General features: G+C 66.8%; 17 protein-coding genes and 1 riboswitch. Of the genes, 13 read left to right on the plus strand and 4 right to left on the minus strand.

Translation table 11 applies throughout. The annotated features are described in order from the left end of the window. The first annotated feature begins 97 nt into the window (after positions 1–97). A complete protein-coding gene (locus BGO20_RS12010) occupies positions 98–922 on the plus strand; it encodes a helix-turn-helix transcriptional regulator (protein ID WP_465246028.1) in 825 nt (274 codons plus the stop codon). On the opposite strand, the gene purN is transcribed toward BGO20_RS12010, so the two are convergent. Together purN and purM are read right to left on the minus strand one after the other, a co-directional pair. Further along, positions 850–1,473 carry a phosphoribosylglycinamide formyltransferase gene (gene purN, locus BGO20_RS12015; protein ID WP_465246029.1) on the minus strand — a complete coding sequence of 208 codons (624 nt, stop codon included), beginning with the start codon at positions 1,471–1,473 and terminating at the stop codon, positions 850–852. The two genes, BGO20_RS12010 and purN, sit on opposite strands and share 73 nt — an antisense overlap. Then, complete coding sequence (purM, locus tag BGO20_RS12020; RefSeq protein WP_291663786.1) at positions 1,470–2,543, minus strand: phosphoribosylformylglycinamidine cyclo-ligase; 1,074 nt, start codon at positions 2,541–2,543, stop codon at positions 1,470–1,472. The genes purN and purM overlap by 4 nt, the downstream gene beginning before the upstream one ends. Positions 2,544–2,720: 177 nt before the next feature. Between purM and BGO20_RS12025 the strand changes: the two genes are divergently transcribed. The 5 genes from BGO20_RS12025 to ppx all read left to right on the plus strand — a co-directional run bounded on the left by BGO20_RS12025 (position 2,721) and on the right by ppx (position 8,987). Continuing rightward, positions 2,721–3,251, plus strand: coding sequence for a CDP-alcohol phosphatidyltransferase family protein (locus BGO20_RS12025; protein WP_291663784.1), 531 nt, complete (start codon positions 2,721–2,723; stop codon positions 3,249–3,251). A gap of 84 nt (positions 3,252–3,335) precedes the next feature. Further along, a complete protein-coding gene (locus BGO20_RS12030; RefSeq protein ID WP_291663782.1) occupies positions 3,336–4,445 on the plus strand; it encodes an AI-2E family transporter in 1,110 nt (369 codons plus the stop codon). A 7-nt stretch (positions 4,446–4,452) separates the two neighbouring features. Then, entirely contained in the window at positions 4,453–5,151 is a 699-nt protein-coding gene (locus tag BGO20_RS12035; protein ID WP_291663781.1) for a P-loop NTPase family protein, read from the plus strand. 121 nt (positions 5,152–5,272) lie between these two features. Next, positions 5,273–7,477 (plus strand): RNA degradosome polyphosphate kinase, encoded by a 2,205-nt coding sequence (locus tag BGO20_RS12040; RefSeq protein ID WP_465246030.1) that lies wholly within the window; start codon positions 5,273–5,275, stop codon positions 7,475–7,477. After that, the gene (ppx, locus tag BGO20_RS12045) at positions 7,443–8,987 is read left to right on the plus strand and encodes an exopolyphosphatase (protein ID WP_291663779.1); all 1,545 of its coding nucleotides are present in this window, start codon (positions 7,443–7,445) and stop codon (positions 8,985–8,987) included. Before BGO20_RS12040 ends, ppx begins: the two co-directional genes overlap by 35 nt. An 83-nt stretch (positions 8,988–9,070) precedes the next feature. Here ppx and metC read toward each other — a convergent pair whose 3' ends face one another. Continuing rightward, positions 9,071–10,261, minus strand: coding sequence for a cystathionine beta-lyase (gene metC, locus BGO20_RS12050; protein ID WP_291663777.1), 1,191 nt, complete (start codon positions 10,259–10,261; stop codon positions 9,071–9,073). A 266-nt stretch (positions 10,262–10,527) separates the two neighbouring features. On the opposite strand from metC, the gene BGO20_RS12055 reads away from it, so the two are divergent. The 7 genes from BGO20_RS12055 to crcB all read left to right on the plus strand — a co-directional run bounded on the left by BGO20_RS12055 (position 10,528) and on the right by crcB (position 17,731). Further along, on the plus strand, positions 10,528–11,550 hold the full coding sequence (locus BGO20_RS12055) for an amino acid ABC transporter substrate-binding protein (protein ID WP_291663960.1): 1,023 nt from the start codon (positions 10,528–10,530) through the stop codon (positions 11,548–11,550). Between the two features lie 103 nt (positions 11,551–11,653). After that, positions 11,654–12,715, plus strand: coding sequence for an amino acid ABC transporter substrate-binding protein (locus BGO20_RS12060; RefSeq protein ID WP_291663775.1), 1,062 nt, complete (start codon positions 11,654–11,656; stop codon positions 12,713–12,715). A gap of 486 nt (positions 12,716–13,201) precedes the next feature. After that, positions 13,202–14,395, plus strand: coding sequence for an amino acid ABC transporter permease (locus BGO20_RS12065; protein WP_291663774.1), 1,194 nt, complete (start codon positions 13,202–13,204; stop codon positions 14,393–14,395). Between the two features lie 10 nt (positions 14,396–14,405). Beyond that, positions 14,406–15,782 carry an amino acid ABC transporter permease gene (locus tag BGO20_RS12070; RefSeq protein ID WP_291663773.1) on the plus strand — a complete coding sequence of 459 codons (1,377 nt, stop codon included), beginning with the start codon at positions 14,406–14,408 and terminating at the stop codon, positions 15,780–15,782. 20 nt (positions 15,783–15,802) lie between these two features. Continuing rightward, positions 15,803–16,594, plus strand: coding sequence for an amino acid ABC transporter ATP-binding protein (locus BGO20_RS12075; protein WP_440141072.1), 792 nt, complete (start codon positions 15,803–15,805; stop codon positions 16,592–16,594). A gap of 168 nt (positions 16,595–16,762) precedes the next feature. Continuing rightward, positions 16,763–17,026 carry a hypothetical protein gene (locus BGO20_RS12080; protein WP_291663772.1) on the plus strand — a complete coding sequence of 88 codons (264 nt, stop codon included), beginning with the start codon at positions 16,763–16,765 and terminating at the stop codon, positions 17,024–17,026. Between the two features lie 121 nt (positions 17,027–17,147). Beyond that, positions 17,148–17,224, plus strand: a riboswitch (Fluoride riboswitch). 78 nt (positions 17,225–17,302) lie between these two features. Beyond that, complete coding sequence (crcB, locus tag BGO20_RS12085; protein WP_291663958.1) at positions 17,303–17,731, plus strand: fluoride efflux transporter CrcB; 429 nt, start codon at positions 17,303–17,305, stop codon at positions 17,729–17,731. A gap of 28 nt (positions 17,732–17,759) precedes the next feature. On the opposite strand, the gene BGO20_RS12090 is transcribed toward crcB, so the two are convergent. Beyond that, on the minus strand, positions 17,760–18,920 hold the full coding sequence (locus tag BGO20_RS12090) for a glycerophosphodiester phosphodiesterase (RefSeq protein ID WP_291663771.1): 1,161 nt from the start codon (positions 18,918–18,920) through the stop codon (positions 17,760–17,762). Positions 18,921–19,012: the final 92 nt, after the last annotated feature.

Raw genomic sequence — 19,012 nt, forward strand, 5'->3', positions numbered from 1 at the left:
TGCGGTCACTCGAGCACGTGCTGGTTGGATTGCGACGCGATCTGATCGGATACGTGGTCTCCGTCAGCCGCTTCGATCCGGGTAGGGGGACGTCGCCGTGCAGCGCGCCGAACGATTGCTCGACATGATCCAGAGCCTGCGTCGCCGCAGGCGCCCCGTCACAGCCGAGACGCTGGCCTCCGAGCTCGACGTTTCCGTGCGCACGGTCTACCGCGACATCGGCGCGCTTGTGCGCCAGGGCGTGCCCGTGCGCGGCGAGGCCGGCATCGGCTATGTGCTCGACGCCGGTTTCGACCTGCCGCCCCTGATGCTCTCTCCGGACGAGATCGAGGCGGTGCTGGTCGGGATGCGCTGGCTCAGCGAGCGGGCCGACCCGGTGCTCGCCCGCGCAGCCGAGGATGTGGTCAGCAAGGTCGCGGCGGTGCTGCCGCCGCATCTGCGGCCGATCCTGCTCGACGGGGCGCTGTTCGCGGCGTCCTATCCCGGCGACGTGCCGGCCGATCAGGTCGATGTCGCGGCCGTGCGTGCGGCGATCCGCAACGGCCGCAAGCTTTCGATCGAATACAGCGACGAGAGCGGCCATGCCACGCAGCGCATGATCTGGCCGATCGGCATGACCTTCTACGAGCGGGTGCGCATCGTCATCGCCTGGTGCGAGCTCAGGCAGGCCTTCCGCCATTTCCGTACCGACCGTATGACCGGGCTGGTCGCGCTGGAAGAGCGCTATCCCGCTCGCCGCGCCGATCTCTTCCGCCGCTGGCAGAAGGAGGAGGAGCGCGCCAAGGAGGAGTGGGAGCGCTGCAAGCGCGAGGGAGGGCAGATGCAGCCCTGCGGCGAGCGCGGCTCCGCTCAGCCGCGGATGACGGCGCCGGCCTCGAGCCTGGCGCGACCGGAGGCGACCTCCGCCAGCGCCGCCGGATAGAGCTTGTGCTCCTCGGCAAGGACGCGCTGCGCCAGCCTGTCCTCGTCGTCGCCGGGCAGGACCGGCACCTTCGCCTGCAGGATCACCGGCCCGGCATCGAGCTCCGGCACGACGAAATGCACCGAGCAGCCATGCTCCGCGACGCCGGCCTCAAGCGCCTGCCGGTGCGTATGCGTGCCCTTGAACAGGGGCAGCAGCGACGGGTGGATATTGATCATCCGCCCTTCCCAGCGCGCCACGAACCAGGGCGTCAGGATACGCATGAAGCCGGCGAGCACGACGAGGTCGATCTGGTTGAGGCGCAGGAGTTCGTCGACGGCACGCTCGAAGGCCTCGCGGTCCTTGCCGAAGGGGCGATGGTCGACGGTCGCCGTGGCGATGCCGAAGCCGCGCGCCCGCTCCAGCCCCGCGACATCGGGAATGTTGGAAACGACCAGAGCGATCTCGGCCGGATAGTCCGGCGCCCGTGCTGCCTCCGCCAGTGAGACCATGTTGGAGCCGCGCCCGGAGATCAGCACCCCGACGCGCTTGCGGGCGACGGTCATGCTCACAGCGCGAGCTTGCCGCGGTAGCTGACCTGCTCCTCGCCGGCTGCGACCGGCACGATCTCGCCGAGCTTCACCGGCGCCTCGCCGGCGGCCTTCAGCGCGGCGAGCACCTCGTCCGCCTTGTCGGCTTGCGCGGCGACGACCATGCCGATGCCGCAATTGAAGGTGCGCAGCATCTCGCGCTCGGCGACGCCGCCGACCTGCGCGAGCCAGCCGAACACGGACGGAACCGGGATCGCCGGCAGATCGAGTGCGACGCCGAGCCCTTCGGGCAGCACGCGCGGGATGTTGTCGGGGAAGCCTCCGCCGGTGATATGCGCCAGCGCCTTGATGCCGTCGGTTGCCTTCAGCGCCTGCAGCAGCGGCTTCACATAGATCCGGGTCGGCTCCAGCAGCGCCTCGGCCAGCGTCTTGCCGGGGGCGAAGGGGGCGGGGGCCTCCCAGCTCAGCCCGCTGAGCGCCACGATGCGGCGGACCAGCGAGTAGCCGTTGGAATGCACGCCGGACGAGGGCAGGCCGAACACCACGTCGCCAGGCTTGAGGTCTTCGCGCGGCAGCAGCGTACCGCGCTCGGCCGCGCCGACGGCGAAGCCGGCGAGGTCGTAATCCTTATCGGCATACATGCCGGGCATCTCGGCGGTCTCGCCGCCGATCAGCGCGCAGCCGGCCTGGCGGCAGCCATCGGCGATGCCGCGCACGATCTCGACGCCGACCTGCGGGTCGAGCTTACCGGTCGCATAATAGTCGAGGAAGAGCAGGGGCTCGGCGCCCTGCACGACGAGGTCGTTGACGCACATCGCGACGAGGTCGATGCCGATCGTCGAATGCAGCCCGCTCTCGATCGCGATCTTCACCTTGGTGCCGACGCCGTCATTGGCGGCGACGAGGATCGGGTCATTGAAACCGGCGGCCTTGAGGTCGAACAGCCCGCCGAAGCCGCCGATCTCCGCGTCGGCCCCCGGCCGGCGGGTGGCCCGCACCAGCGGCTTGATCTGGTCGACCATGGCGTTGCCGGCGTCGATATCGACGCCTGCCTGCGCATAGGTCAGTCCGTTCGCGCCGGGCTTGCTCATTGCCGTCTCGCCTTTGTTCCTGCTCGCGCGAGCGATAGGCAAGCGCGCCCGCCGTGGCAAGGCGTTTGGGCGGTTTTGCAGGGTAATGATGCCCCGGTCGACCGGCGTTTCCCGTCGATGCCCCCCTTGCGTCGCGGGCGCTGGCGCTCGATCTCGCTCTGAGCGAAGCTCTCCGTCATGACGATCCCGAACCTGATCACGATCGCGCGGCTTTTCCTGGTGCCGCTCGTCATCGTCATGATCGTCAATGCGCGTTGGGAGGCCGCCTTCATCGTCTTCGTCGTGGCCGGGGTGTCGGACGCCGTCGACGGTTTCCTGGCCAGGCGCTGCGGCATGGCGAGCGAGCTCGGCGCCTGGCTCGACCCGCTCGCCGACAAGGCCCTGATCGTCTCGATCTACATCACGCTCGCCATCGTCGGGGCGATCCCGATCTGGCTCGTCGTCCTGGTCGCGGCGCGCGACATCATGATCGTGGCCGCGGTGCTGCTCTCCTGGCTGCTCGCGCGCCCGCTGACGATCGCGCCTTTCGCGGTCAGCAAGCTCAACACCGCCGCCCAGATCGCCTTCGCCGCGCTGGCGCTGGGTTCGCGCGCCTTCGGGGTCGATCCGGGGCAGGCCGGCGCGGTCGGCGAGCTGATCGTGGCCGTGTTGACGCTGGGCTCGATGGCGGCCTATCTCGCCTTCTGGCTGCGACACATGGCCGGATGAGCGCTTCCGCCATTGCTGGCCCGGAACCGGCGGACCAACTATAGAGTTGAGCGTCCCCAGTCGGAGACGCGAAGAGGCTGATGAATGACGTTGCAGCGCCAGATCGGCTTTTGGCTGGGTTCCCTGATCGTCTTCGTGCTGTTCCTGGTGCTGCTCAGGGACATTCTGCTGCCTTTCATCGCGGCGCTGGCGCTGGCCTATCTGCTTGACCCGCTCGCCGACCGGCTCGAGCGCGTGGGGCTGAGCCGGCTGGCCGCCACCATCGTCATCCTCGTCGTCGCGATCCTGATCTTCGCGCTGGTGCTGATCCTGCTCGTACCGCTGCTCGGCCAGCAGCTCGCCGGCCTGGTCGCGCGACTGCCGGAGGATGCGGCGAAGCTCCAGACGCTCGTCCTCGAGAAGGGGGCTCCCTGGCTCGAGCGCTTCGGCGGCGGGGATCTCGCCAAGCAGGCCCAGAGCTCGCTCGGCGACCTCGTGGGCCAGGCGACGAAATGGGTCGGCGGCCTGCTGCAGTCGCTTTGGACCGGCGGCACCGCGATCGTCGGCGTCTTCTCGCTGCTGGTGCTGACTCCGGTCATCGCCTTCTATCTGCTGGTCGACTGGGACCGCATGGTCGCGACCGTCGATACCTGGCTGCCGCGCGATCACCGCGAGACGATTCGCGGCCTGGTGCGCGAAATGGACACCGCGATCGCCGGCTTCCTGCGTGGCCAGGCGCTGGTCTGCCTGCTGCTCGGCACCTTCTACGCCATCGGCCTCAGCGTCGTCGGTGTCAATTTCGGCGCCCTGATCGGCATCATCTCGGGCTTCCTCTCCTTCATTCCCTATGTCGGCTCGCTCACCGGCCTCGTGCTGTCGGTCGGGGTCGCGATCGTGCAGTTCTGGCCGGATTGGACGTGGCCCCTCGCGGCCTTGGGCGTCTTCCTCGTGGGCCAGTTCCTCGAAGGCAACATCTTCCAGCCGAAGTTCGTCGGCGACTCGATCGGCGTGCATCCGGTCTGGCTGATGTTCGCGCTGCTCGCCTTCGGCACGCTCTTCGGCTTCGTCGGGCTGCTGCTGGCGGTGCCGCTCGCGGCGGTCATCGGGGTGCTCTGCCGGTTTGCGTTGCGGCAATATCTGGCAAGCAACCTCTACCGCGGCATCGAGCCGCCGCGGCCGAAGGGGATTGAAGTGAAGATCGACCTCGAGCGCTGAACCTTTCATGTCCGATGCGCCTTCGCGCCCGCGCCAGCTCGCCTTCGACCTGCCGCTCGACAGCCGCCACGGCATCGAGGACTTCCTCGTCGGTCCCTCCAACGAAGCGGCCTACGGGCTGGTCGAGAGTTGGCCGCGCTGGCCCGAGGCATGGCTGCGCCTGACCGGTCCGGAAGGCGCCGGCAAGACCCATCTTGCCGCGATCTGGGCCCGGATGGCCCATGCCTGGACAATCTCCGCCCGCGAGCTCGCGGACGATAAGGTCGCGCATCTCGTCTCGGGCGGGGCGCTGGTCATCGAAGATTGCGATGCCGGTCGCTTCGACGAGCCGGCCCTGTTCCACCTGATGAACGCGGTCAAGGCGCGAGGCGGCCACCTGCTGCTGACGGCACGCACCGCGCCCGATCTCTGGGGCCTGACGGTGCCGGATCTGCTCTCGCGCCTGCGGCTGGCGCCAAGCGCGACCATCGAGCCCCCGGATGACGGCCTGCTGCGCGCAGTCCTGGTCAAGCTCTTCATCGACCGCCAGCTCGTGGTCGATACCGCCGTGATCGAAACGCTCGCGCTGAGGATGGAGCGTTCCTTCGCCGCGGCGCGGCAGGTGGTCGACCGGCTCGACCGGCTGGCGCTGGAGCGCGGCCGGCGCGTCACCCGTCTGCTGGTGCAGGAGGTGCTCGCCGAGCTGTTTCCGCAGGAGGCCGGCTGAATGCGTCGCCGGCGCGAACATGGAAACGTCGCACGAAAACCTGTCACTGTCATCGAACCGTCACGCTAGGATGGATTCAACACCAGCCATGACCAGGACGAGCAGGACACGGGCGAAGCGCATGACCACGGAGATCGCGGCCGAGACGCCCGACATGGCGGAGAGGGCGATGGCGGATGGGGACGCCCTGCCGCTTCGCCGCCAGCCCGGGCGCTTCGTCAACCGCGAATTGTCCTGGCTGCAGTTCAATCGCCGCGTCATGGAGGAGGCGTCGAACCGCAGCCACCCTCTGCTCGAGCAGCTGCGCTTCCTCTCGATTTCCGCCAACAACCTCGACGAATTCTTCATGGTCCGCGTCTCGGGCCTGCGCGAGCAGCTCAAGGCCGGCGTCGTCACCCGCAGCCAGGATGGTCTGACGCCGGCGGAGCAGCTCGTCGCGATCGGTCAGGCGGTCTCGGCCCTGACCGACGACCAGCAGGCACGCTGGGTCGAGCTGCGGCGGGACCTGCACGAGAACCGGATCCATCTGCTCGGGCCCGGCGATATCGGTTCGCAGGACCGGATCTGGCTGGAGGACTACTTCCTCAACTACATCTTCCCGGTGCTGACGCCGCTGGCGATCGACCCGGCGCATCCTTTCCCCTTCATCCCGAATCTCGGCTTTACCGTGGCTCTCGCGCTGGAGCGCAAGAGCGACGGCCGCCAGCTCGACGCCCTGATCCGCGTGCCGACCAAGATCGATCGCTTCATCGAGTTGCCGGATCTGGCGCGCGAAGGGCTGCACCGCTTCATCGCGCTCGACGACGCGGTCTCGCTGTTCATCGCCAAGCTCTTCCCGGGTTACGAGGTGAAGGGCGCCGGTTCGTTCCGGATCATCCGTGACTCCGACCTCGATATCGAGGAGGAGGCGGAGGACCTCGTCCGTGTCTTCGAAACGATGCTGAAGCAGCGTCGGCTCGGCGTCGTCATCCGGCTCGAGCTCTCGACCGGCATGCCCGACCATCTGCGCCGCCTGATCGTGCGCGAGCTTAAGGTCGACAGCGACGAGGTCGTCGAGGTCAACGGCATGATTGGCCTGAACGAGCTTTCGCAGCTCGTCGGCGTCGACCGGCCGGATTTGAAGTTCAAGCCCTACAACGCCCGCTTCCCCGAGCGCATCCGCGAGCACGGCGGCGACTGCTTCCCCGCGATCCGCCAGAAGGACCTGCTCGTCCACCATCCCTATGAGAGTTTCGACGTCGTCGTGCAGTTCCTGCAGCAGGCGGCGCGCGACCCCAACGTGGTCGCGATCAAGCAGACGCTCTACCGGACCTCGGCCAATTCGCCGATCGTCAAGGCGCTGACCGAGGCTGCAGAGGCGGGAAAGTCGGTTACCGCACTGGTCGAGCTCAAGGCGCGCTTCGACGAAGAGGCGAATATCCGCTGGGCCAAGGAGATGGAGCGCGCCGGCGTCCAGGTCGTCTACGGCTTCATCGAGCTCAAGACCCACGCCAAGCTATCGCTGGTGGTGCGGCGCGAGGCCTGCCAACTCGTCAGCTACTGCCATATCGCGACCGGCAACTACCATCCGATCACGGCGCGCATCTATACCGACGTGTCCTTCTTCACGGCCGATCCGGTGATCGCGCAGGACGTCGCCCGCATCTTCAACTTCATCACCGGCTATGCCGAGCCCGCTGGCCTGGAACGCATGGCGGTCTCGCCGACCAGCCTGAAGCAGCGGCTGCTCGCCGACATCGCCGAGGAGGTCGCCCATGTGAAGGCGGGCCGCAAGGGCGCGATCTGGGGCAAGTGCAATTCGCTCGTTGACCCCGAGATCATCGACGCCCTCTATGACGCCAGCCAGGCGGGCGTCGAGATCGACTTCGTCGTGCGCGGCATCTGCTGCCTGATGCCCGGTGTGCCCGGCCTTTCGGAGAACATCCGGGTCAAGTCGATCATCGGCCGCTTTCTGGAGCATACCAGGATCTATGCCTTCGGCGGTGGGCACGGCTTGCCTTCGGCCAAGGCCAAGGTCTACATCTCCTCCGCCGATCTGATGCCGCGCAACCTCGACCGCCGCGTCGAGGCGCTGACGCCGATCCTGAACCCGACCGTGCATCAGCAACTGCTGGATCAGATCATGCTCGCCAACCTGCTCGACAACGAACAGAGCTGGACGATCCTGCCCGATGGCGGCTCCCGCCGCATCGTCCCGGCGCCGAACGAGGAACCGTTCAATGCGCATAACTATTTCATGACCAACCCGAGTCTGTCCGGACGTGGAAAATCGCTCTCCAGCTCCAGCCCCCGTGCCCTTTCCCGCAAGGGAGGCCGCAAGGCCTGAACTGCAGCACGCGCCGGGCCGGCTGGCGCTCGGCGACACCATCGCCATCGTCGACATCGGCTCGAACTCGGTTCGTCTCGTCGTCTACGAGATGCTGGTGCGCGCGCCCTCGCAGGTGTTCAACGAGAAGGAGATGGCCGGTCTCGGCCGGCAGGTCGCGACCACCGGCCGCCTGGCCGACGACGCCATCGGGAAGGCGATCGCCGCGTTGGTGCGCTTCCGCATCCTCTGCGAGGCGATGCATGTCGGCGAGATCCGCGTCATCGCCACCGCGGCGGCGCGCTACGCCGAGAACGGGCCGGACTTCATCGCCCGGGCCGAGGAGGCGATCGGCCAGCCGATCGAGCTGATCTCGGGCCGGCGCGAGGCAGTACTTTCCGGTCTTGGCGTGATCTCCGGCTTCGATGCCCCCGACGGCGTGGTCGGCGACCTTGGTGGCGGCAGCCTCGAGCTGATTTCCGTGAAGGATGGCGAGGTCGGGCCCGGGGCCAGCGTCCCGCTCGGCGGTCTTGCCCTGCTCGACCGCTCGAAGGGCTCGCTCAAGGCGGCCGAGAAAATCGTCAGGGACGAGCTCGACAAGCTGCCCCAGCTCGCTGCCATGAAAGGGCGCGACTTCTACGCGGTGGGCGGCACCTGGCGCGCGCTTGCGACCCTGCACCAGCGCCGCGCGAACTATCCGCTCAACGTCATGCACGGCTACACGATCCCGCCGAAGGACGCGGCCGACTTCGTCAAGCTCGTGGAGCGCGCCGACGCCTCCGTGCTAGACGCCATCGACGCCGTCTCCTCGGCGCGGCGTCCACTGCTGGCCTATGGCGCGCTGGTGCTGGACGAGCTGATCAAGCGCGGCAAGCCCGGCAACATCGTCATCTCGGCGCAGGGTGTGCGCGAGGGCTTGTTGCACGAGCAACTCCCGGCGGAGGAGCGGGCGGCCGATCCGCTGTTGCAATCGGCCCGCGACTACAACCTGCTGCGCGCCCGCGATCCACGCCACGCCGCCGAGTTGGTCGCCTGGACCCGGAGCATTCTGGAGACCGCAGAGCTTGCCGGCGAGCGGCCGTCGGACCGGCTGATCGAAGCCGTCTGCCTGCTCTCCGACATCGGCTGGCGCGCCCATCCCGACTATCGCGGCGAGCAGAGCATGAACGTCATCGCCCACGCCTATTTTACCGGCATCGACCATGTCAGCCGGGCCTTTCTCGCCATCGCGATCTTCCACCGCTATGCCGGGCTCAAGGCCTCCTCGCCGGCGGCCGGCGCCCTCAGGACGCTGCTGCAGCCGTCCCTGTTCGAGAGCGCGGTGCTGATCGCCGCGATCTTCCGCGTTGCCTATCTGCTCTCCGCCGGCATGGCCGGCATCCTGCCGCGCATCCCGGCGCAATGCGTCGACCGGCGGCTGGTGCTGCGCCTGCCCGAGGACCTCGCCGCATTGGCGAGCGAGCGCGTCGAGGGCCGGCTGAAGCAGCTCGCCAAGCTGCTCGGGCGCGATTACGAGCTAGCGCGCGCATAGGCAGGCGAAGGCCCAGGCGTGGCTGCGGGCAAACGCTCGGTCGAGGCCTGCCCGTTTGCGGCGCCATGCGTCGGCGCTGCGATTCAGCCCGCTGCCTTCAGACGGGCGAAGCCGGCCTCCAGGTCGGCTTTGAGATCGTCCAGGTTCTCCAGGCCGATATGGATGCGCACCGTCGGGCCGTTGAAGCCGGGCGTGGTCGCGGTGCGGTAGGCGCGGCAGTCGAAGGGCAGGACGAGGCTCTCATAGCCGCCCCAGGAGGCGCCCATGCCGAACAGCGAAAGCCCGTCCAGCATGGCGGCGACCGCCTTCATCGAGACCGGCTTGAACTCGACGGCGAAGAGCGAGGAGGCTCCGGTAAAGTCTCGCTTCCAGATCGCATGGCCCGGATCCTCCGGCAGCGCCGGATGTAGCACGCGGGCGATCTCCGGACGGGCCTGCAGCCACTTCGCCATCTCGATGCCGGCCGGCATCTGCTCCTTGAGGCGGATCGCCATGGTCCGCATGCCGCGCAGCGTCAGGAAGGCATCCTCCGGCGCCACGATGATGCCAAGCTGCTCCCAGCCCTTGCGCAGCGTCTGGTAGAGCTCCGGCGTGCGGGCCGAGACCGTGCCGATCAGCACGTCGGAGTGGCCGGCATAGTACTTCGTGCCGGCCTGCACCGAGATGTCGACGCCGAATGCGTGGCTGTCGAAATAGAGCGGCGTCGCCCAGGTGTTGTCCATCATCGTCAGGATTCCGCGCGCCGCCGCAGCCTTGGCGATGGCCGGGATGTCCTGCATCTCGAAGGTCTGCGAACCCGGCGCCTCCGTCCAGACCGCCTTGGTGTTCGGCTTGAACAGCTCGGCGACGTCGGCTCCGACCAGCGGGTCGTAATAACTGACCTCGACGCCCATGCGGGTCAGCATGGAATCGCAGAAGTTCCGCGTCGGCCGGTAGACGCTGTCGGTCACCAGGACGTGATCTCCCGCCGACAGGAAGGCGAGGAAGGGCAGGGTGCAGGCGAGGAGCCCCGACGGCGTCACCACGACGCCCGCGCCGCCCTCGATGGTGTTGGCGGCGGCCTCCAGAGCGTCGAGCGTCGGGTTGCCGTGCGTGCCGTAGGTGTAGCGCGCCTTGCGGGCGAGGAAGTCCTCGGTGTTCGGATAGATGACTGTCGACCCCCGTACGATAGGAGGATTGACAAAGCCGTAGCTGTCGCTGGGGTCGCGGCCCGCGAGGGCGAGGCGGGTCCGCGTTCCGAGGCGGGCGAATTCGGAAGAAGGCAGCTTTTTCATGGAACCGGCGGGACTGGAGCGGGACAGGCTGCGGCCAGACTTGACCACTCCGGCAAACTCGCATGTGATGAATGTGGCGAACAAGAGGCGGTTTCGGCGGATGGCCGTTGCTTGACGCTCATGGGTCGCTCTGGCAATCGACTCGGCCAAGGGGACGCCGTTTTCATTGCTGGGAACGACGGAGCGGTTGGGAGCCGCCGGCGGCGAACCGGATTGACGCGCTTTCCGGGCTTGTCCGGAGCGCTTGTTTCGATGGGAGAGTAATGATGAAGAAAATTCTGGCAGCCGGCCTCTTCGCTGCGGCCGGTCTTGCGATTTCCGCCACGGGTGCATCGGCGCAGGCGACGCTCGCGCAGGTCAAGCAGCGCGGCATCCTGAACTGCGGCTCGAACCCCGGCCTCGCCGGTTTCGGCGTGCCGGACGCGCAGGGTAACTGGACGGGCCTCGACGTCGACTATTGCCGCGCGGTCGCCGCGGCGATCTTCAACGATCCGAGCAAGGTCAAGTTCATCCCGCTTTCCGCCAAGGACCGCTTCACTGCGCTGCAGTCGGGCGAAGTCGACCTGCTGGTCCGCAACTCGACCTGGACGATGACCCGCGACGCCTCGCTCGGCATCGCCTTCACCGGCGTCAACTACTATGACGGCCAGGGCTTCATGGTCCGCAAGAAGCTGGGCGTGAACTCGGCGCTGCAGCTCAACGGCGCTTCGGTCTGCACGCAGCAGGGCACCACCACCGAGCTCAACCTCGCCGACTACTTCCGAGCCAACAACCTGAAGTACGAGGTCGTCGCCTTCGCCACCGCCGACGAGACCATCAAGGCCTACGACGCCGGCCGCTGCGACGCCTTCACCACGGACGCTTCGGGCCTGTATGCCGAGCGCCTGAAGCTCGCCAACCCCGACGATCACATCGTTCTGCCGGAGATCATCTCGAAGGAGCCGCTCGGCCCCTCCGTCCGCAACAACGATCCGCAGTGGTTCAATCTGGTGAAGTGGGTCGGCTTCGCGATGCTGAACGCCGAGGAACTCGGCGTCACCAAGGCGAATGTCGACGAGAAGGTGAAGTCGGACAACCCGGAGATCAAGCGCCTGCTCGGCACCGAGGGCAAGTTCGGCGAGCAGATCGGCCTGACGGGCGACTGGGTCGTCCGCATCGTCAAGCTCGTCGGCAATTACGGCGAGTCCTTCGAGCGCAACGTCGGCTCCGGCTCGCTGCTCAAGATCGCCCGTGGCCAGAACGCGCTCTGGACCAAGGGCGGCCTGCAATACGCTCCGCCGGTTCGCTGAACCGGTCCGGAGGAGGTGCCGGCCGCGCCGGCGCCTCCTCGCATCTGAGCCCCGCCTTGCGGCTGGTCTGACGCAGCGGGCAGGGCGTGACGACGCCGACCGCATGCCGGTCGCAACCGCCGGTCTCGCCATGCGAACTGCTGGGATAGCCTCGTTCGTTGCCCTGGCCGTTTCGGCCCTGCTGGCCCCGGCGGCCATGGCGACGGGTGAAAGAGGCGACCTGCTGACGCAGGTCAGGCAGCGGGGAACGATCCGCTGCGGCGTGGCTCCGTCTCTGCCCGGTTTCTCGATGCCCGACAGCCGGGGCGACTGGACCGGGCTCGATGTCGATCTCTGCCGGGCGCTCGCTGCCGCGATCTTCGACGATCCGGCACGGGTGACCTTCGTGCCGCTTTCCTCGCAGGACCGTTTTACCGCCTTGCAGACGGGCGAGGTCGATCTCCTGTCACGCAGTTCGACCTGGTCGATGACGCGCGACACGGTGCTGGGGCTTCGTTTCGCCGGGATCAACTTCTACGGCGGCGAGGGCTTCATGGTGCGCAAGGCGCTCGGCATCGGGTCGGCCTTGCAACTGGGCGGCGCCACGGTCTGCGCCGAGCAGGGGACCACTACGGAGCTGAACGTCGCGGATTTCTTCCGACGTCACGGATTGCAGGGGGAGATCGTCACCTATCGCGGCGGCGACGAGGCCGTCGACGCCTATGGCGCCGGCCGTTGCGATGCCTACGCCTATGACCGGGCGGGGCTCGCGATCCAGCGAACCAAGCTGGCTAAGCCGCAGGAGCATGTGATCCTGCCCGAGACGATCTCGAAGGAGCCGCTCGGGCCGGTGGTCAGGCAGGGTGACGAGCGCTGGTTCGGCGTGGTCAAGTGGACGCTTTTCGCAATGCTGGACGCCGAGGAACTCGGCATCGGCCGCGACAACGCCCTGGCGATGCGCGCATCCGAAAATCCGGAAGCCCGTCGCCTGATGGGGACGGAAGGCGATTTCGGAGGAGCACTGGGCCTTTCGCGCGATTGGGCCTTTCGTATCGTCAGCCATGTCGGCAATTATGGGGAATCGTTCGAGAGCAATCTCGGCAAGAGTTCGGCGCTGGGGCTCGAGCGCGGCCTGAACGCGCTCTGGACCAAGGGGGGATTGCATTACGCGCCGCCGGTGCGTTGAAATCCCGTGTGGCATCGGGCCGAAGGCGGATTCCGCTGTTCGGAAAGAACCGATGCGATAAGACATATAGGGATCGGCGCGAGCGCATGCTGCGCGCGCCGAGACCGAAAGAATAAGACCGGGAGCCCGCGGGCTTCCCGGCAGGATCGACGGGGCAGGTCGCGGAAGGGGTGGTCCGCGATTTGCTACGAAGGCAGCGAGAGCGGGACGAACCCGCTCCAACAGGGGAATGACGATGAAGCACGCGTGCGAATGGCTGCGGTTGCGGCCGGATTCTCTGCAGCCGCGCCCGGCTCGGAGGCGAGCGCCGTTGCAGCCGGCGCCGCTCGGGTGATGGTCGCCCCGCGCGGTGGCCGCGGCGGGGCACGGCATGATCGACGGCAAACGGCAAGAACAGACAATCGGTCCGGACTCAACGGCCTTCGGTGGAATCGCACCGCCCCAGGCTCGCCGGCCTCAACAAGCGAAACCAGAAGGGCGTAACAGGTGTCGAGCATTCCGACCGAAACGGTATCACCGGGCAAGGCGTCGTTGTTCTACGACCCGAAAATCCGCGGCTATGTCTATCAGATCGTCCTTCTGGCCGTCGTCGGCTTCCTGATCTGGTCGGCGGCTTCGAACGCGATCGAGAATCTGCGTGCGCAGAAGATCGCCTCGGGCTTCGGCTTCTGGAACAACGCGGCAGGTTTCGACGTCAACCAGAAGCTTATTCCGTTCTCCGCGTCGGGCTCGACCTATGGTCAGGCCTTCTTCGTGGGCCTGCTCAACACTCTGCTGGTCGCTGCGATCGGTATCGTCCTGGCGACGATCATCGGCTTCACCGTCGGCGTGGCGCGGCTGTCGGGCAACTGGATCATCGCCAAGCTCGCGATGATCTACGTCGAGCTGATCCGCAACATCCCGCTGCTGCTGCAGTTGTTCTTCTGGTACAATGCGGTGCTCAAACCGCTGCCCGATGCCCGCAACTCGATCCATCTGCCGGGCAGCATCTACCTGAACAACCGCGGCATCATTCTGCCCAGCCCGCAATTCGCGCCAGGCTTCGAGGCGGTGGTGATTGCCTTGCTCGTCGGGATTGCGGCGGCGGTCGCCTTCGTCATCTGGGCGCGGGGCCAGCAGGCCAAGACCGGCAAGCAGTATCCCAACGGCTGGATCGCGCTTGCCCTCGTCGTCGGCCTGCCGCTGATCGTCTTCGTCGCCACCGGCCGGCCGCTGTCCTTCGACTATCCGCAGCAGGGCCGCTTCAACCTGACGGGCGGCGTGCAGATCTTTCCCGAGTTCGTCGCGCTGCTGGTCGGCCTCTCCACCTACACCGCCGCCTTCATTGCCGAGGTCGTGCGCGCCGGCATCCTCGCCGTCTCGCGCGGACAGACCGAGGCTGCCCATGCGCTCGGGCTGCGCTCGGGACCGACGCTCAAGCTGGTCGTCATCCCCCAGGCGATGCGCGTGATCATCCCGCCCCTGACCTCGCAATACCTCAACCTGGTCAAGAATTCGTCCCTGGCCGTCGCTATCGGCTATCCGGACCTCACTCAGGTCTTCATGGGTACGGTTCTGAACCAGACCGGGCAGGCGGTGGAGATGGTCTCGATCACCATGGCCGTCTACCTGACGATCTCGCTCGTCACCTCCTTCGCGATGAACATCTACAACAAGCGCATGGCGCTGGTGGAACGGTGAGGGCGCAGCGATGACCGATGCAACTCTCGAAAACGCTCCGAACCGCTTTGTTCGCCGCGAAACCCTGCAGCAGCAGCCGGCGCCGCTCTCGGTGGCGGGGCCGATCGCCTGGATCCGTACCAACCTGTTCTCCGGCCCGGTCGGCACGATCCTGACGCTGCTCAGCCTCTACATCGTCGTCGTCGCGGTGGAGGACCTCGTGCGGTTCTACATCATCGACGCGGTCTGGACCGGCGCCAGCCGCGAGGCCTGCCTGGCCGACAAGGTCGGCCGGCCCGTCGGAGCCTGCTGGCCCTATGTGACGGACCGCTTTCAGTACTTCGTCTACGGCTCTTATCCGGTGGCGGAGCGCTGGCGTGTCAATATCGTCTTCGTGATGTTCGCGCTGGGCGTGGCCTGGCTGCTCTGGAACAAGGCGCCTCAGAAGAAGCTCGGAGCCTTCTTCTTCTTCGTGATGCTCCCGCTCAGCGGCTTCATCCTGCTGCTTGGCGGCGCGACGGCGGAAAGCCTGCTGCGCGTGCTGCTGTTGATCAGCGCCGCGCTGGCCGTCGTCTATGCCGTTGCCTCCTTCGTACCGTCCGTGGCTGTCTGGACCTCGGCGCCGCGCCGGGTGGCGGAACAGGACCTGTCGCCGTGGCGCCGCTTCGCCGGCCCCAAGATCCTGATCCTGATGGCGCTGGTCATCTTCGGGCTGGTCGGCGTCCTGAACGAGCAGATCGGACTTCCGCGGGTCGATACCGGTCTGTGGGGCGGCATGATGGTCACCTTCCTCATCTCGGCGGTCGGCATCGTCTTCTCGCTGCCGTTCGGCGTGGTCCTCGCCCTGGGACGCCGTTCGCGCCTGCCGATCATCCAGCTCCTGTCTGTGATCTTCATCGAGTTCGTCCGCGGCGTGCCGCTGATCACGGTGCTGTTCATGGCCAACACCATGCTGCCGCTCTTCGTGCCGCAGGAGTATTCGCCGGACCGGTTGCTGCGCCCGCTCATCGGCGTCGCGCTGTTCGCGTCGGCCTATATGGCCGAGGTCATCCGCGGCGGCCTGCAGGCCATCCCCAAGGGGCAGTTCGAGGGCGCGATGTCGCTCGGCCTCGGCTACTGGCAGATGATGCGCCTCATCATCCTGCCGCAGGCGATGCGCATCGTGATCCCCGGCATCGTCAACACCTTCATCGGGCTGTTCAAGGACACGACGCTGGTGACCATCGTCGGCATCTTCGACTTCCTGAACACGATCCAGGCGACGCTGGTCGACCCGACCTGGGCGACGCCTACGACCCGCACGACGGGCTATGCATTCGCCGCACTTTTCTATTTCCTGTGCTGCTGGGGCATGTCGCGATACTCGATCGCCGTCGAGAAGCGCCTCGCTGCCGGCCAAAAACGTTGAGAGGAACCATCACCATGGCAATGGCAGAAACCACGACCGGCACCCGCCCCGCGGCGTTGAAGCCGACCTCGCTGAAGACGGCGACGGCGGTGGAGATGATCGGCGTCAACAAGTGGTACGGTGAGTTCCACGTGCTGCGCGACATCAACCTGAAGGTCGAGCGCGGCGAGAAGCTTGTCATCTGCGGCCCGTCCGGCTCGGGCAAGTCGACGATGATCCGCTGCATCAACCGGCTGGAGGAGCACCAGAAAGGCCAGATCATCGTCGACGGAACGGAGCTCACCAACGATCTCAAGAAGATCGACGAGATCCGCCGTGATGTCGGCATGGTCTTCCAGCACTTCAACCTGTTTCCGCATCTGACGATCCTCGAGAACCTGACGCTCGCGCCGATCTGGGTGAAGAAGATGCCCAAGAAGGATGCCGAGGAGATCGCGATGCACTATCTCCGGCGCGTCAAGATTCCCGAGCAGGCCGCGAAGTATCCCGGCCAGCTCTCGGGCGGCCAGCAGCAGCGCGTGGCGATCGCCCGCTCGCTGTGCATGAGCCCGAAGATCATGCTGTTCGACGAGCCGACCTCGGCGCTCGACCCGGAAATGGTCAAGGAGGTGCTGGACACCATGGTCTCGCTGGCCGACGAGGGCATGACCATGCTCTGCGTCACCCATGAGATGGGCTTCGCCCGCCAGGTCGCCGACCGTGTCATCTTCATGGACGCCGGCCAGATCGTCGAGATGAACACCCCCGACGAGTTCTTCAAGAACCCGCAACACGAGCGCACCAAGCTCTTCCTCTCCCAGATCCTGCACTGAGACGATCGTATTCCGCCCACCGTTTAAGGCGCGCCGGGCAACCGGCGCGCCTTGCCGTTTGGGCGCTGCAACGGCGACGGCGTCGTCCGGCCGCGAACTGACCTGCGATCCCGGCCTCGGGAACGAATTCCGATCGTGACGGTTACTGGCGGGAACGGAGGAAACTCGATGAAGCGATTTGCCCTTGGCATCGCCGCTGCCCTTCTCGTCAGCGGCAGCGCCTATGCTCAATCGATCAATATCGGCCCAGGGGGCGTGAGCGTCGACCCGCGCACACCCCATGAGCGCCGCGTGGATCGCGAGATCCGCCGCGAGGAGCGCCGCGACCGCTACGAGCGCGCGCGCTATCGCGGCGAGCGCTGCCGAACCGTCACGACCCGCGAGGAGACCCGGCACGGCATGGTTCGCAGGACGACGCGCGTCTGCGATTGAGTGCGTAGCGAGTTGCGTGAGAGTGACTGAGTCCCTGAGCGGGGTCGGCGGCACCGGCCCCGCTCTCGCTCGTGGGAAGGCCGATCTCCGGTTGCGCGCAGACCCCGCGCGCATTATCGTTTTCGGCGATGGGGATGGAGTTCCCCCGAAACCGCCCGCCGGTCGCCATTCCGGTCGGCTGATGACTCCTACCGCACGAAACCGCGGTAGGAGTGTATCCAGCACCCGCCGCAAGGCGGGTTTTTCATGCCCGTCGACCAGGGAGCCGAAGCGAGCATGTCCTTCTCGACCGTCGTCGTCATCATGATCGGGGGCGCGCTGGGTACGCTGGCGCGCTACCTTCTGTCGGTGCTCGCGCTGCCGATCAGCGGAAGCCTGCCCTGGGGGACGATCCTCATCAACATCGCCGGCTCGTTCATCATCGGCTTCTTCGGCACGCTGACGCTGGCGAGCGGCCGCTTTCCGTTGGCCGAACCCGTGCGCCTTTTCGTGATGGTCGGGTTCTGCGGCGGCTTTACCACCTTCTCGTCCTTCAGCCTGCAGACGCTCGACCTGCTGCGCAGCGGCGAGACGCTGCGGGCCACGATCAATATCGTTGCGTCCGTGGCGCTCTGCGTGACGGCGGTCGCGGTCGGCCACGCCGTCGCAAGCCGGTTCAACGGCGATCCGCGGATCGCTCAGATGGTCATGGAAGAGGAGGCTTGAGGCCTCCTCTTCGGGCAAGGCCTGCGGTCTACTTGCCGTCGCGCGCCTTCACGGCGTGGTCGGTGAAGTCGGTGAACACGCCGTCGACGCCGAGCGCGAGATGGGCCTTGTACTCGGCGATGGGATCGCCGTTGTAGTCGGCGGCGAGCCGGGTCGCCTCGCTGCGATAGGCCCAAGGGTGCACCAGTAGCCCCGCCGCATGCGCGTCCTTCACCACATCGGTCGGCGCGATGACGGTGCGGTCGCGCTCGTCGATCTTGCCGTCGCCGTTCAGGTCCTTTGGCTTGCCGTCCGGCCCGATCGTCTGCCTGGCGCCGATCAGATAGACCTTCCACGGGCCGACGCCGTCGGCATAGGTCGCGATCTCCCTGAGGCCCTCGGGCGAGAGCATGTCCTGGAAGCTGCGCTTGTCGCCGAGCACGGCGAAGTCATAGGGGCGGTCGAAGGGCGCGGCGAGCGTGACCTTGCCGTCCTTGTCGACGCCGTCGCCATCGACAAGCTGCACGAGCCGGATCTGCGTCTTCTTGCGCAGGTATTTCAGGTTCGCCGTCTCGAAGCTCTGGATGAAGACGGGCGAGTTCTTCTCGGTCCAGCCGGCCGCCTTGAGCATGTCGAGGAGCTTGTCCTCGAAGGCGAGGCCAAGCGAGGCGTGATAGGTCGGGTGCTTGGTTTCCGGATAGATGCCGATGGTCCGGCCGCTGCGGGCGCTCTCCGCCTTGGCGAGGTCGATCACCTCCTGGAAGGTCGGGATCTCGTATTTGCCGTTATGCGACTGGTCGCGATCGGCAAAAGCCTGCTTGGCCCGCAGCGTCTTGATCTCGGCCAGGGTGAAGTCGTTGGCGAACCAGTCGGTGGTCTCGATGCCGTCGAGCTTGCGAGTGGTCTTGCGGCTGGCGAATTCGGGGTGGTCGGCGACATCGGTCGTACCGCTCAGCATCGGCTCGTGACGCACGACCAGAACGCCGTCCTTGGTCGAGACCAGGTCCGGCTCGATGAAATCGGCGCCGAGCGCGATGGCGCGGCGATAGCCTTCCAGCGTGTGCTCGGGCAGATAGCCGCTGGCGCCGCGATGGGCGATCACGAGCGGGCGCTGGCCCGAAAGCGTGGTCGCAGATTCGGCGCTGGCCGCCAGCGATTGCAGGGCCAGGGCGGCAACAAGCGATGTCGAGAAAAGCAGGATCTTGTTCATGGTGGCCTCGGCTCGCGAAAGGGCGCGCGAAACTAGGCCGCGGGATGTGACACCCCCATGAAAGGTGATGCCGTCCTCACCGGTCAGAGACC

The organism is Allobosea sp. 67-29 (genome assembly GCF_001898115.1).
Taxonomy (GTDB): Bacteria; Pseudomonadota; Alphaproteobacteria; order Rhizobiales; family Beijerinckiaceae; genus Allobosea.